At 65.7% G+C, this 12,701-nt stretch carries 14 protein-coding genes; 10 read left to right on the top strand and 4 right to left on the bottom strand.

Translation table 11 applies throughout. From position 1 onward, the window contains the following. Positions 1-148: 148 nt before the first annotated feature. The 7 genes from TSA1_RS22680 to TSA1_RS22650 all read left to right on the top strand — a co-directional run bounded on the left by TSA1_RS22680 (position 149) and on the right by TSA1_RS22650 (position 6,077). A complete protein-coding gene (locus TSA1_RS22680; RefSeq protein WP_100178267.1) occupies positions 149-1,270 on the top strand; it encodes an ABC transporter ATP-binding protein in 1,122 nt (373 codons plus the stop codon). A 1-nt stretch (position 1,271) separates the two neighbouring features. Then, positions 1,272-2,321, top strand: a complete 1,050-nt coding sequence (locus TSA1_RS22675) for an extracellular solute-binding protein (protein WP_100178266.1) — start codon at positions 1,272-1,274, stop codon at positions 2,319-2,321. Continuing rightward, the gene (locus tag TSA1_RS22670) at positions 2,322-3,179 is read left to right on the top strand and encodes an ABC transporter permease (protein ID WP_100178265.1); all 858 of its coding nucleotides are present in this window, start codon (positions 2,322-2,324) and stop codon (positions 3,177-3,179) included. Then, positions 3,169-3,978 (top strand): ABC transporter permease, encoded by an 810-nt coding sequence (locus tag TSA1_RS22665; protein WP_100178264.1) that lies wholly within the window; start codon positions 3,169-3,171, stop codon positions 3,976-3,978. The genes TSA1_RS22670 and TSA1_RS22665 overlap by 11 nt, the downstream gene beginning before the upstream one ends. Positions 3,979-3,980: 2 nt before the next feature. Further along, positions 3,981-4,892 carry a polysaccharide deacetylase family protein gene (locus tag TSA1_RS22660; protein ID WP_100178263.1) on the top strand — a complete coding sequence of 304 codons (912 nt, stop codon included), beginning with the start codon at positions 3,981-3,983 and terminating at the stop codon, positions 4,890-4,892. Between the two features lie 199 nt (positions 4,893-5,091). Beyond that, positions 5,092-5,592, top strand: coding sequence for a hypothetical protein (locus TSA1_RS22655; RefSeq protein ID WP_100178262.1), 501 nt, complete (start codon positions 5,092-5,094; stop codon positions 5,590-5,592). Between the two features lie 11 nt (positions 5,593-5,603). Then, positions 5,604-6,077, top strand: a complete 474-nt coding sequence (locus tag TSA1_RS22650; protein ID WP_100178261.1) for a hypothetical protein — start codon at positions 5,604-5,606, stop codon at positions 6,075-6,077. A 53-nt stretch (positions 6,078-6,130) separates the two neighbouring features. Here the strand turns inward: TSA1_RS22650 and TSA1_RS22645 are convergent, their stop codons facing one another. Then, on the bottom strand, positions 6,131-6,736 hold the full coding sequence (locus TSA1_RS22645) for a TetR/AcrR family transcriptional regulator (protein WP_100178260.1): 606 nt from the start codon (positions 6,734-6,736) through the stop codon (positions 6,131-6,133). A 158-nt stretch (positions 6,737-6,894) separates the two neighbouring features. On the opposite strand from TSA1_RS22645, the gene TSA1_RS22640 reads away from it, so the two are divergent. The 3 genes from TSA1_RS22640 (at position 6,895) to TSA1_RS22630 (ending at position 8,143) form a co-directional block, all read left to right on the top strand. Then, positions 6,895-7,272, top strand: a complete 378-nt coding sequence (locus tag TSA1_RS22640; protein WP_100178259.1) for a tautomerase family protein — start codon at positions 6,895-6,897, stop codon at positions 7,270-7,272. 102 nt (positions 7,273-7,374) lie between these two features. Beyond that, entirely contained in the window at positions 7,375-7,746 is a 372-nt protein-coding gene (locus TSA1_RS22635) for a hypothetical protein (RefSeq protein WP_100178258.1), read from the top strand. A gap of 1 nt (position 7,747) precedes the next feature. Continuing rightward, entirely contained in the window at positions 7,748-8,143 is a 396-nt protein-coding gene (locus TSA1_RS22630; protein WP_100178257.1) for a GFA family protein, read from the top strand. Positions 8,144-8,191: 48 nt separating this feature from the next. Here the strand turns inward: TSA1_RS22630 and TSA1_RS22625 are convergent, their stop codons facing one another. From TSA1_RS22625 to TSA1_RS22615, 3 genes are all read right to left on the bottom strand, one after another. Continuing rightward, positions 8,192-9,124, bottom strand: coding sequence for a CobW family GTP-binding protein (locus TSA1_RS22625; protein WP_100178256.1), 933 nt, complete (start codon positions 9,122-9,124; stop codon positions 8,192-8,194). A gap of 3 nt (positions 9,125-9,127) precedes the next feature. After that, a complete protein-coding gene (locus TSA1_RS22620; RefSeq protein ID WP_245448394.1) occupies positions 9,128-10,618 on the bottom strand; it encodes an amidohydrolase family protein in 1,491 nt (496 codons plus the stop codon). A gap of 166 nt (positions 10,619-10,784) precedes the next feature. Beyond that, on the bottom strand, positions 10,785-11,903 hold the full coding sequence (locus TSA1_RS22615) for an alpha/beta hydrolase family protein (RefSeq protein WP_100181284.1): 1,119 nt from the start codon (positions 11,901-11,903) through the stop codon (positions 10,785-10,787). Positions 11,904-12,701 lie beyond the last annotated feature (798 nt).

Here is a 12,701-nt window from a genome sequence, read left to right as displayed (position 1 = left end):
AACCTGCCGTATATTTGTTCACAATACATACATCAAATTGGCGCCAATTATTGGCGCCAATATATTGCAGCAACGTTTCCAAGGCCTTAGCAAGCGAGCCGCGCTGGCACGGCGATTGCTACCCCCCTCGCGCAGGACAGCGCGAAGGATGGAGCTGGCGTTGAGTGACGTGCGCGGACATTCGCTTGATCTGAAAGGCATCGGCCACGCCTTTGGCGCGACGGTTGCGCTGGACGAAATCAATCTCACCGTCGCTGCCGGCGAGCTGATCGCGCTGCTCGGGCCCTCCGGCTGCGGCAAGACCACGATGCTTCAGATCATCGCAGGCTTCCTGCGTCCATCCAGGGGCGAAGTCCGCTTCGATGGCGCGCGGGTCGAGCACATCCCCGCCAATCGCCGCCGCATCGGCATGGTGTTCCAGAACTATGCGCTGTTTCCGCATCTGTCCGTGTTCGAGAACGTCGCCTACGGACTGCGCGCACGCAAACGGCCTAACGCCGAGATCGCGGCGAAGGTCGAGCAGATGCTCGGCCTCGCCCAGATGGCGACCTACGCACGACGGCTTCCGGGGGAACTCTCCGGCGGACAGCAGCAACGCGTCGCACTGGCGCGGGCGCTTGCAATCGATCCGGGCCTCGTCCTGCTCGACGAGCCGTTCTCGGCCCTCGACAAGAATCTGCGCCTGGACATGCAGATCGAGATCAAGAGCCTTTTGAAGACGTTCGGCGTCACCTCCATCATCGTCACGCACGACCAGGAGGAAGCGCTGTCGATGGCCGACCGCATCGTCGTCCTCAACAAGGGGCGCATCGAGCAGATCGACAGCCCGGATGCGCTCTACGACCGCCCGGCGAGCCTGTTCATCTCGAGCTTCATCGGCCACACCAATCTCCTTCGCGGCACCGTCACCGACGCCGACCGCGTGCAGCTGGACGCCGGCCCCGAGATCGATCTCGGCCGTTCGGTTCAGCGCAGGCGCGGCACGCCGGTGACGCTCTCCGTCCGGCCTGAAAACATCGCGTTCGGCGCCGAACGGACCGGCGCCATCCCCGTCACGATCCGCGCCACCGTGCCGCTCGGCGCCATCAGCGTCACCGAAGGCGTCACCGCGAGCGGGGAGGCCGTGAAGATCAGTCAGGCCCGCGCAGCCGGCACTGCAAGAGCGCGGGCCGGAGAGACGGCCTGGCTCGCGATCTCCGATGTCTCGCGCGTCAGCATCTTCAGCACGCCGGTCGACGACGTTTCCAAGCATCAGCAAAGGAGTGTTTGATATGAGCCTGTCCCGTAGATCGCTGCTCACCTCGGGTTCGGCCGCGCTTGCGGCGGCAGGCCTGGGATGGCCGACATCGTTGCGCGCCGCCACTTCGATCGTGGCGACGACCTATCCCGGCAGCTTCGACGAAGCCTTCCGTTCGGTGGTCGGGCCGGCCTTCAAGAAGACCGGCGACGGCGGCGTCACCTTCACACCGCTCTTGGGTGTCGACCAGATCGGCAAGATCCAGGCCTCGCGCAACGCCCCGCCGTTCGACGTGGTGCTGTTCGACGAGGGCCCGCTGATCCCGGCGATCGCGAGCGGTGTGCTGGAGAAATTCCCGGCCGAGCAGTCGAAATCCCTTGCCGACATTCCGAGCGCGTTCCGCCATCCCGACGGTTACGCGCCTGTCATCACCTGTCAGTTGATCGGCATCGCCTACAATCCGAAGAAGATCACGACGCCGCCGACCTCGTGGGAGGATCTGTGGAAGCCGGAATACAAGGGCCGCGTTGGCATCACCGGGCTCGGCTCCAGCCTCGGCACCGCCTTCATGGTCGAGATCGCCAAGCTCAACGGCGGCTCCGAGACCAATATCGAGCCGGCCTTCGAGGCCATGAAAAAGCTGCTGCCGAATGTCGGGGCGATCGCCGCGTCGCCCGGCGCGCTGGCGGCGCTGTTCCAGCAGGGCGAGATCGATATCGCCTTCAATTTCTGGAACAACGTCGCGCTGCTCGCCGCCAAGGGCGTCGACATCGCCTTCGCCAAGCCGAAGTCCGGTGCTGTCGTGATCCGCACCAGCGCGCAGATCGTCAAGAACAACCAGGATCCGAAGGCGGTGCTCGACTATCTCGACACGGTGATGTCGGTCGAGACGCAGAAGGGCCTGGAGGCAGCGCCCTGGATGATGATGCCGACCAACGGCAAGGTGGCGCTGACCGGCGCCAACCTCACGGTGGCCAAGAGCGTCGACGACCTCGTCGCCAACAACGTGCTGCTCGACTGGACCAAGTTCCAGCCGCTGCGCGGCGAATGGATCACCCGCTTCAGCAAGGAAGTGAAGATCTAGATGTCGTCAGCCAGCGCGAATGCATCGAGACAATTGTTGCCGGTGATCCCGCTGGCAGCGCTGTTCTTCGCAGCCTTCGTGCTGCCGCTGGCCGCACTCGTGCTGGTCAGCCTGTTCCGCGATCCGCAATTCTCGGGCCTATCGCTGGCCCAATATTTGCGATTCCTGTCTGATCCGTTCAGCCTCAAGGTGCTGTCGGACACGCTTTGGTTGGGAGCGGAGGTCGCGCTGGCGACGCTGATCCTCGCCTACCCGCTCGCGCTCGTCTATGTCGCGAGCGGCCCGTTCATGCGCACCCTGATCACCTTCCTGATCATGCTGCCGCTGTTGACCAGTACGGTGGTGCGAACCTTTGCCTGGATCGTCATCCTCGGCCGCGACGGCATCGTCAATTCCGCCATGCTGTCGCTGGGACTGTGGCAGGCCCCGGCACGCCTGCTTTACTCTTGGGAGGGCATGGTCCTGGCGCTGACGCAAATCCAGCTTCCCCTGATGGCGCTGCCTGTGATCAACAGCCTGCTGCGGCTCGACGGCAATCTGACGCGCGCGGCAGAGGGGCTGGGCGCGAGCCGCGCCCGGATCTTCATGACCGTCATCCTGCCGCTGACGCTGCCGGGCGCCATCGCCGGCTGGCTGCTCGTCTTCGCTGCCGCCGCGACCGCCTTCATCACCCAGACATTGGTCGGCGGCGGACGCATCATTTTGATGCCGTCCTATATCTACCAGCAGGCCGTCGGCGTGCAGGACTGGCCGTTCTCGGCCGCGCTGTCGCTGATCTTCACGCTGGCAGTGACCGGAATCGTGTTTGCCATCGGTGCCCTGTCCCGCCGCTTCGTCCGAGGCGTCGATGCAGCGTAGTCTCGTTGACCGGATCTACTCCGCCGTCGTCGGTACAATCACCGGCTTCGGCATGCTGCTCTTGCTGGGGCCGACGCTGGTCGTGCTGATCATTTCCTTCACCGGCGGCATCACGCTGAAATTCCCGCCGCCGAGCTGGTCGCTGCGCTGGTATGTCGAGCTGCTCCAGTCGCAGGAGATCGTCGAGCCCGCGCTGACCAGTCTCAAGGTCGCCGCGGCCGCGACGATCCTCTCCGCCGTTTTGGGCGGCGCCGCGGCGCTCGGGCTTGCGCGGAGCAAGTTGAAGATGGCGCGGTTCCTTGATGCGCTGTTCATGTCGCCGATGGTGCTGCCCGCGATGGCGTTCGGCCTGTCGCTGCTGCTGGTCTTCAATCTGCTCGGCATCCGCCTGTCAGCGGCGACGCTGGTGCTTGGCCATACCATCATCTGCGTGCCCTTCGTGATCCGGATGGTCGGAGCGTCGGTGCAGCAGCTCAATCCGGTGCTGATCACCTGCTCGCTCAGCCTTGGCGCCAGCCGCTGGTACACTTTCCGCCGCGTCACGTTGCCGCTGATCCGCCGCGGCATCGTCGCGAGCTGTTTTGTTGCGTTTCTCACTTCATTCGACAACGTCCCGGTGTCACTGTTCCTGGCCGATGCGCGCACCGAGGTGTTGCCGATCAAGCTCTGGGCCATCCTCGAAGGCAGCCTCGACGTGCGCGTCGCCGCCGTCTCCGGCGTCATCGTGCTGCTGACTCTGGCAGGTCTCGTCTGCGCCGAAATTTTCGGCGGCGTCAGCCGCCAGATCGGAAGCCGCTGACCATGCCGATCGAGCGCGATCTTCGCGGATATGGAAGAGCACGACCCGATATCGTCTGGCCCAACGGCGCCCGCGTCGCGGTGTCGCTGGTGGTGAATTTCGAGGAAGGCGCCGAGCTCGCGATCGAGCAGGGCGATGCCGAGACGGAGCGCTATGGCGAGGTCGCCTCGACATCACCGCCGGGCGTTCGCGATCTCGCCCAGGAGCAGGTGTTCGACTACGGCCTGCGCGCGGGCCTGTGGCGCTTCCTCGACGTCTTCACTGACGCGAACATCCGCTCCACCTTCATGATGTGCGGCCGCGCCGTCGAGCGCGTGCCGGATCTTGCCCGTGCCGTGGCCGAGGCTGGGCACGAGCCGGCGGTGCATGGCTGGCGCTGGCTGCCGCACGCGCTCTATGGCGATGCCGAAACCGAGCGTCGCGAGATCGAGAAGACGCGCGACGTCATCGCCCGCGCGACCGGCGTCACGCCGGTCGGCTTCATGTCGCGCGGCAGCCAGAGCATCTGGACACGCGATCTGCTGACCCAGCTCGGCTTTGCCTATGATTCCAATGCACTCGACGACGATCTGCCGTATTGGAGCCGGTCGCCATGGGGATCCATGCTGGTCCTGCCCTACGGCTTCGACACCAACGACATGAAGTTCTTCCACCCGAACGGTTTCGTGCAGCCGGAGGATTTTTCGAACTACGTTGGCGCCGCGCTTGCGACGCTGGCCGAGGAGGCCGAGCGCGGCCGATCCTCGATGCTGTCGATCGGCTTTCACCTTCGCATATGCGGCCGGCCCGCACGCTTCCGTGCCGTGCGCGCCATTCTGGCCCAGCTGGCGCAACTGGAGGGCCGGGTCTGGGTTGCAACGCGCGCCGACATCGCGAAGCATTTTCGCGATGTCGCAGAGAAGAAGTCGCGCTAGGCCGCGCGCACGCCTGCGACTTCACTTCGCTCGCCTCCCGGCCGGGCCCCCCCCCCGCGTCCGAACATCGAACGCTTCAAATCTAGAAGCCCTCGATATCGCCCCTGCCCGCGTTGACTTGGAGAGGGCTCTGGCAGAACGATCGATGCACACATCCAGCGCCGGCGATGGCGCACGCGCTGCAGAGGCCAGAGGCTCCATGCATCCATCGACACATCACGAAACGCTCGACCTGCCGGCGCTGAGCGCCGCGGAACGGCTGTTCATCTGGGGATTCCGGGCCAAGGCGCGCAGCGGAGGCGCGGTTCCGACCGCAGCCGATATCCAGCAAGTGTACGACCATTTTCGCGTGGGCGATGCCGTGCTCTCGCTGGAATCCATCATCGAGATCTTCGCCTGCACCGCCCATACCGCCATCGAAGTGCACTGTCCGACTTGTCCGCGCATGTCGGACAGCGAGCACGGAATTCTGCACGCCATCGCCGCGGCACAGCAGGATCGCATCGACATCGTGCGCGAGCGGTTCGAGAGCTGGCTGCCGCCAGTCGGCGCCGATTGGGCGCTCGCGCCGGTGCGCGGTCTCGCCACGATCTTCCGCATGGCGGGCCTCATCCTGCCCGACCGGCAGGTGCGGTCCTTCGAGCATGACCGCACCATGGCGATGAAGAGCTGGCTGGTCGGAAGCCCGACATTGCACTGACGAGATCGTTGATGACCCCGGATATTTGCGGTTCTGTGACGGTCCCGGACGCCGGCCAGCCGCGGCTTTGTCCGCTCCAGGCCGCGCTTGCGGCGCGTCCCGGCGTCGAGAGCTACGATGATTTCTGCCGCGTCGCGCTGTCGCTGTTCCGCTTCATCGGCGCGGCCTATTCGACCGGCGCGTCCGATTGCTGGGAAGCGGCCTATCGCTTCGCCGACGAGGCGCCTGATATTGCCGACAGTCCGCTGCTGGTGGCACGGGCTGCAGCGCTGGTCCGAATCCTGCGCAGCGGCCGGCCATGCGAGCTGTGCTTCATGCCGCCGTCGTGCCGGCGCCTGTCCAAGGACGAGGCTGAATTGATGCGCCTCTTGACGGTCGCGCGCCGCAACCAGCCGGGCGAGCTCGAATCCATCGTCGGCCAGTTCGTCGGCTCCGGCAAGGAAGATGCGGCGACACGGGCGGTCAACGCGCTCGCGTTGTGCTGAGAGCTGTTGTTTGCGCATGATCTTTCCGGAAAACCGCTTCACACTTTTCCGGATCATGCGCTACCTCCCTTCCTGCCGAGCACGAGATCGATCGTGTGCCCGGCGATCTTGCGCAATTGCGGCTCGTCACCGAAGGCGCGTTCGAGCACGGCGAGGCCGCGCGTCACCGTGATGATGTGCAGCGCCGCGGCCGCGGGATTGCCGTCGAATTCGCCGCGCGCCGCACCCGCCGCCAACGTGTCCTGCACCAGTGCGGTGATGCGCGAGATCAAGCTTGCAAACGCCTCGCGTGCGTCTTCATCCAGCCCCTCGCCTTCGGCAGCGCCGAGCTCCATCAGCCCGCGCGTGGTCGGACATCCCCGCGGCGGCGTGCCCGAGCGGAAATTGGTGATGGTGAGATCGAAGAATGCGGTGAGGCGCTTGCGCAGGGAGCCTGTGCCGAGCGCCTTTTGCAGCGCTGCGAGATAATCCCCCGCATAGCGTTCATAGGCCTGCAGGAACAGCGCCTCCTTGCTGCCGAACGCATTGTAGAGGCTGCCGCGCTGCACGCCGGCATCGCGCGCGATGTCCGACAGCGAGGTGCCGCGCACCCCCTTGCGCCAGAACTGGTCGAACGCGATGCGCAGGACATCGTCGTGGTCGAACTCGCGCGGCCTCAAATCCCGCCTCTCAAAATATTTGACACAGTGTCAAGAACATGCTTTCTCGACATCGTGTCAAAAACTGATCGGGATTGATAGCCCGTTTCGTCAATGAGCCGACGGCCGGCGCGGATGATGCGCCTGGCTGATCGAGCCTGCATGCAGAGGGACGTACGATGCCTCTCCTCCACATCTCCATGCGCGAAGGAAAGCCCGACGTCTATCGCCAGGCCATCCTCGACAGTCTCTACCGCGCCATGCGCGAGGCGCTGAACGTGCCCGAGGGCGACGAGTTCATGACCATCAGCGAGCTTTCGCCCGCAAACTTCCGCTGCGGCAATGCCTACGGCGTCGACCGCAGCGAGGATGCCGTGCTGATCCAGATCACCGTGTTCGCCTCGCGCACCACCGAGCAGAAAAAAGCGCTGTACCGGCGCATCGCAGACCTGCTCGGCGAAAGTCCGGGCATCCGGCCCGAGGACGTGTTCATCAACGTGCTCGACGCTCCCGCGGAGAACTGGTCGGTCGGACACGGCGTCGCCCAATTCGCGTGAGCTTGGCGGATCTGCCGATCCCCTCTTGAGAATTGCCGGCCGGAAGGGTCTGATAGGCGCGGGAGTACACTCTGCCCCACGCAGCCCAGGGACCTGAACGGCATGACAATGTCGGTCGAGCAATTGTGGAGCCTGCCGGAAACCGCGCTGGTGGGCGCCTATGCGGAAGCGCGGCGCCGCTACGCGGAGAGGAAATTCGAGCGAGACACCCAGCGGGCGCGGCTCGAATGGATGCGGGCAAAGCTGTTCGTCAACACGCAGGGCAACGTGACGGAACGCAAGATGGCGGTCGACGTCTCCGAGGAGCTGGCGCGCAAGGGCCAGGAGGTGCGCGAGATGACGCGCGATCTCGACATGCTGAAGATCGAGGTCGACGTGATCGACACCATGATCCGGCTGCGCGGCGCACACGGCGCTCCGGCGGTCCACGCCGAGGAGGCCGCCGAGAAGCCCGCCGAGCCGGAGGGGGAATGAGATGGCCGCATTCCGCGGAAGCTGCCTGTGCGGCGAGGTCGCGTTCGAGGTCGAGGGTCCGTTCGACCGCTTCCTCAACTGCCATTGCTCGCGCTGCCGCAAGGCGACCGGCACCGCGCATTCCTGCGAGGTGATCGTGAAGGCGGGCGCGCTGCGCTGGCTGCGCGGGGAAACATCCGTGCGACGCTTCGACCTGCCGAACGCGCGCAGCTTTGCCACCGCGTTCTGCGGGACTTGCGGCAGCCCGATGCCGCATCTCACGCGCAGCGGGCGCGAAGCCATCATCCATGCCGGCGCGTTCGACCAGCCGCTGGGCGCGACACCCGACCGGCATGTGCATTGGGCGTCGCGCGCGGAATGGTATGCGCACGGCGACGGATTGGCGGTCGAGGATTGAGGCTGCGCCCGATCTGATCTGGCACGCCTGCAATTGGCGCGAACCACTCTAGCTGCCGGCAACACAAGCCTCCATGATCGCGTCGAGCTCCGCCTTCGAGAGCACACCGAGCTCGGCGATGAAGACGATCCGCGCGCGCGGCGCGCCTGCCGCCGGCGCATCATCGCCAGGGGCCAGCGTGGCGCGGCCGGCGGCGAATTGAAACACCATCTGGCGGCCGGGCTGCTCGATCGTCTCGAACAGGCCCTTTGCGCGCGCAAGTTTTGGTGCCAGCTTGCCGATCGCCTGCTGCAGACGCGGCAGCGAGAGCGGCCGGTCCGAGGTCCAGCTCAGCGTCTCGAAGCGGTCCTCTGCCGGGCGCTTTGGCCCCGGCGCGCGCGGCGCGGGGGCGCGCGCAACATGCGCGGGAAACAGCAGGGCCGACGGAATTGCGCCGTGCTTCGCATCGACCACCACGGCAGGGACGCGTTGCGCGCGGATGGCCTCGCGCATCCGCACGCCTGCGCCCTCGTCCGCGAGATCGAGCTTGCTCAGCGCGACGATGTCGGCGACGCGGAGCTGCGAACGATGCAGCGCGTCATCCAGCGCGGACGGCGGTGTCGCCGCGTCCATCACGCAGAGCACCGTCTCCAGCGGCGCCTCGCGCAGGATCACGGGGTCCATGAGGTTGCGCACGATGTCGGCGGGATCGGCGACGCCACTGGTCTCGATGACGATATAGTCCGGCTTCGGATCGCGCCGCAGCAGCGTCGACAGCGTGCGCAGCAGATCGCCTTCGAGCGAACAGCAGATGCAGCCATTGGCAAGGCTCACGACGCCGTCGCTGGCACCCGCGATCAGCTCGGCGTCGATGTTGATCGCGCCGAAATCGTTGACCACGGCGGCGATCCGCCGCCCCTCCGCATGCGCCAGCAGCCGGTTCACGACCGTGGTCTTGCCGGCCCCCAGAAAACCCGTGACCAGGAGAATGGGGACCGGCATCGATCAGCTCGCGACGACCGGACGGCGCACCGGCTTGCCGGGCCGCGCGTCCACGTCGAGGATGCCGTCGCTGATCAGCGGCTGGCCGCTGACGACGAGATGCCGCACGCCTTCGGATGGACGGTTCATCGCCGTGAACGTGGCGCGATCCGAGAGCTTTTCGTAGTCGAACACGACGATGTCGGCGTCCGCATCTTTCGCAAGCCGGCCCTTGGCGCGCATCGCAGGCGTGCTCTGCGACAGGATTTCCGCCGGGATCAGCGCGCATTTGCGCACGCCTTCCAGCAGCGACACGGTCTTGCGCTCGCGCACCCATTCGCGGATGAACTTGGTGAAGCAGCCGGCCGAGCGCGGATGGGAGGTGGCATCGTCGGGCAGCGGCCAGGCATCGCCGGTGTAGGTCTTGCCGTCCGACGTCGTCCACGGCATCGCATCGGAGGCGATGGCGCCGCCGGGATACAGCACCGACATGTCCAAGAGGTCACGGTGATGCGCGTTGTGCTCGGTGTCGAGGATGTGCCAGAGCACCAGCGAGGACGGCTCTTCCGCCTGCGCCTTCAGGAGCTCCTCGCGGTCGTGGAAGCGATAGCCGTCGGTCACGCGCTGCACGGAATCATAGCCGGTGCCGTTGCGTTCGACGAATTCGGGATCGCTGAAGAAGGCGGCGGCCAGCACGGTCGAGCCGGTGCCGTAAGGATAGGCCTCGACCGTGATGGGCAGGCCCTGCGCCTGCGCCTTCTCGATCAGCCCGCGGCAGCGTTCGACGTCGGTCTTGCTCGACGAGTTGAAATGGCAGATGTGCATATGCGCGCCGGTGGCGCCGGCATAGCCGATCAGGCGAACATAGGCCTCCACCGCGCTCTCGGGGTCGATCCGCGACATGAACGCGACATGGGTGAAGGTCGGCACGTCCTTGGCCGCCGCGAGCTGGCACACCGCGGTCAGTTCCTGCACGCCGGCACCCGGCGCGTAGGCGTTGAGGATGCCGATACCGATGCCGCCTTCGTTCAGGCCGCGCGAAAGCCGTTCGAGAATGCCGGATACCTCCGCATCGGTCGCGACGTTGTCCATCCAGCGGCGATCGCGCATCGCATTGCCGAACGCCTCCAGGGAGCTCTCGGCATTCGAGCCCGTCATCGCGCCGATGCGCGCGAACGCCCAGTTGGTGGCGGCGCCGTAGTTCAGCACGCGGCCTTTCCTGGCCTGCCGCTCATACCACGACCCGACCGGCAGCACGCCGGCCTCGAGATCGAGCGTGGTGGTGACGCCGTCGAATGCCTGCATGCGGTCGGCCGGGATCGACTGGCCATGGGCATGCAGGTCGATGAAGCCGGGCGCGACCACCAGCCCGGTGGCGTCGATCACCCGCTCGGCCCCGCCGAGGCCCGTGCCGACCGCGGCGATCCTGCCGTCCACCACCGCCACGTCGCCGATCGCGTCCATCCCGCTCGCGGGATCCACCACCCGACCGCCGCTGATTACCAAACCGCTCATATCGTCACCCCGAAAAACGATTGCCAAAACCCCCAAAGGCCCGGCAGCAGCTTTGGAGGCGGAGACCGGCCGCATCGCGTGCCGTCCCGGCGCGCATAGAGGCAGATTTTCGGGGGAGCGACTACCGCCGCCAATGCCGACGCATCATGCGGAATCGCGCGCGCCGTCAGAGCCCGTCAAACCAGGTTTTCCACTTCGGCACGGCCGTCGCGAAGGTGCCGCGATGGCTGGTGCTGCCGGTCGAGACCGCCTCCACGGCCTGGTTGCCGCTGCCGATCGCGCGCTGATAGGTCATGGCGAGCTGGCCCAGCCCGACGCTGATGGCTTCGTCGCTCTCGCCGTAATAGTTGCGGACCGGGCTCTTGACGATCCAGCGATACGCCTGCGTCTGCGCGACCAGGCGCCCGTAGGCCGATGCCGCAAAGAACTGCGGATCGAAATAGTCGGCGCGGATCAGCTTGTGCAGGTCGGTGGGGACGTCGGCCGGATTGAAGGGTTCGCGCATGTAGGCCTTGCGCGATACGTCGTAATAGGCATCCGCGATCAGCGAGCGCGCAAGCCCCGGCACGCCGTAATAATTCTCGAAGGAGAACGCCGTCAGGATGAACAGCGAATTCACCCAGCTCGCATCGTTCTTGCGCGGGAAATTGAGAAAGCCGTTGAGCGCCACGAACGCGTCGACCGGCGCGCTCGCGGTGGCGACCGCATCGACCTTGACGCCCGATTGCTCGAGCTTCTCGAGCATGGCCATGGTCACGAACCCGCCCTGCGACCAGCCGGCGAGAAACAGTTTCGTCGTGGTGAGCTTGAGATGATCGAGCACGGCGCGGCTCGCCGTCAGCATGTCGGAGGTCGCCTGCTGGTGGCTCGCCTTCACCATGTAGCCTTCCGGCTCCGACGACGTGCCCAGCCCGAAATAGTCGGCGCCGATCACGACGTAACCCTGGCCGGCGAACTGGGCGATCATCAATTGCGTTTCCGGCGACTGCTGCGGAAACGAGGGGACCTCCTGCTTCCCGTAGACGGTGCCGTGCTGATACGACACCATCGGAAATGAGGTGCCGCTGTCCTCGGGGATCGCGAGCAGTCCGGAGGCGGTCGTCGGCTTGTTGCCGCGCTCGGGCACGACGGACGAATAGGTCACGCGATAGAGCTGGACGGCGTTGCGCGCCGGGCTGTAGGCCGTGGTGATCCCGGCGAAGGCAGGCGTGTCGACCTGCAGGATCTTGTTGAGCTGATCGGCATCCCAGCGCGCGATGCGCTGATATTCGATGCTGGCCGACAATTTGACGATTTGGCCTTCCTGCCCATGGGCGGAGCCCCCCGCGAGAAGCTGGACGAGAAGCAGGAGAGAGAAACGCCAAGCCGATGTCATGCAGGAGACCCGTCGCAAAAGACTTTGGAATGAACAGGCGACAGGCCTAAGCCGGTTCGGTTGAGATTGTGTTGCACCTGGCCTCGCGCCGGGCTGGAACCGGCCCGTCGAACCGTGCGCGATTGTCGCAGGTCGGTTTGAGGCACGCGGTCGCGGTCTCGCAGCAATGATTTGCCCGAGTTGTGCTCCTCGTCACACCCTCTCGAAAGAAAGGGTGCAGGGAAGGCCGGGCGCCGGCTGGCACCCGTGAAGACCCCCGTGCTGAACAGATGCACACGCCGTGCACAGGGGAGATACAGGGCAGCCGATACCAGGCCTTCCCTGCGCGATGGTCTGACGGCCAGTATGCCGCGCTCTCCCGGGAGCCGAACTTTCCTTTTGGCCTCCCTCGCCATTCGAATTGACGATGCCGTTCGCCCGGTTGAGCTCGCGCATCTTCGAACAGCTTGACCGTGGCAACGACGGCCAGGACGACGCGGTTTTGCCGTACGCAAGCAGCGCCGTTCGTCTTCGCGGATCACGCGCGCTCACGAGGTTCTCTCGCCCTGCACGCGCAAGCTCCGCCTTTAACGCCGCCCGCGTCCACCGCAACTCCCAGCCCGCGTTCGAAACGACGTACGACCGCCCCTTTCGTGGGCCGGGATGGCCACCACATACGATAAATCCGAATTTCGGTAAAGTGGAATATTTTCGCGGAAAGGGGTTGAC

It is taken from the genome of Bradyrhizobium nitroreducens (assembly GCF_002776695.1).
GTDB classification, from domain to species: domain Bacteria; phylum Pseudomonadota; class Alphaproteobacteria; order Rhizobiales; family Xanthobacteraceae; genus Bradyrhizobium; species Bradyrhizobium nitroreducens.
This window is presented reverse-complemented; position numbering and strand designations above follow the sequence as displayed.

What these genes read in the sequence shown, in the direction of transcription:
- TSA1_RS22625 (WP_100178256.1), bottom strand. Translation starts at nt 9,124, where the DNA reads ATGCCGGTCCCCATTCTCCTGGTCACGGGTTTTCTGGGGGCCGGCAAG.
- TSA1_RS22655 (WP_100178262.1), top strand. Translation starts at nt 5,092, where the DNA reads ATGCATCCATCGACACATCACGAAACGCTCGACCTGCCGGCGCTGAGC.
- TSA1_RS22665 (WP_100178264.1), top strand. Translation starts at nt 3,169, where the DNA reads ATGCAGCGTAGTCTCGTTGACCGGATCTACTCCGCCGTCGTCGGTACA.
- TSA1_RS22675 (WP_100178266.1), top strand. Translation starts at nt 1,272, where the DNA reads ATGAGCCTGTCCCGTAGATCGCTGCTCACCTCGGGTTCGGCCGCGCTT.
- TSA1_RS22635 (WP_100178258.1), top strand. Translation starts at nt 7,375, where the DNA reads ATGACAATGTCGGTCGAGCAATTGTGGAGCCTGCCGGAAACCGCGCTG.
- TSA1_RS22650 (WP_100178261.1), top strand. Translation starts at nt 5,604, where the DNA reads ATGACCCCGGATATTTGCGGTTCTGTGACGGTCCCGGACGCCGGCCAG.
- TSA1_RS22630 (WP_100178257.1), top strand. Translation starts at nt 7,748, where the DNA reads ATGGCCGCATTCCGCGGAAGCTGCCTGTGCGGCGAGGTCGCGTTCGAG.
- TSA1_RS22620 (WP_245448394.1), bottom strand. Translation starts at nt 10,618, where the DNA reads ATGAGCGGTTTGGTAATCAGCGGCGGTCGGGTGGTGGATCCCGCGAGC.
- TSA1_RS22670 (WP_100178265.1), top strand. Translation starts at nt 2,322, where the DNA reads ATGTCGTCAGCCAGCGCGAATGCATCGAGACAATTGTTGCCGGTGATC.
- TSA1_RS22660 (WP_100178263.1), top strand. Translation starts at nt 3,981, where the DNA reads ATGCCGATCGAGCGCGATCTTCGCGGATATGGAAGAGCACGACCCGAT.
- TSA1_RS22640 (WP_100178259.1), top strand. Translation starts at nt 6,895, where the DNA reads ATGCCTCTCCTCCACATCTCCATGCGCGAAGGAAAGCCCGACGTCTAT.
- TSA1_RS22680 (WP_100178267.1), top strand. Translation starts at nt 149, where the DNA reads ATGGAGCTGGCGTTGAGTGACGTGCGCGGACATTCGCTTGATCTGAAA.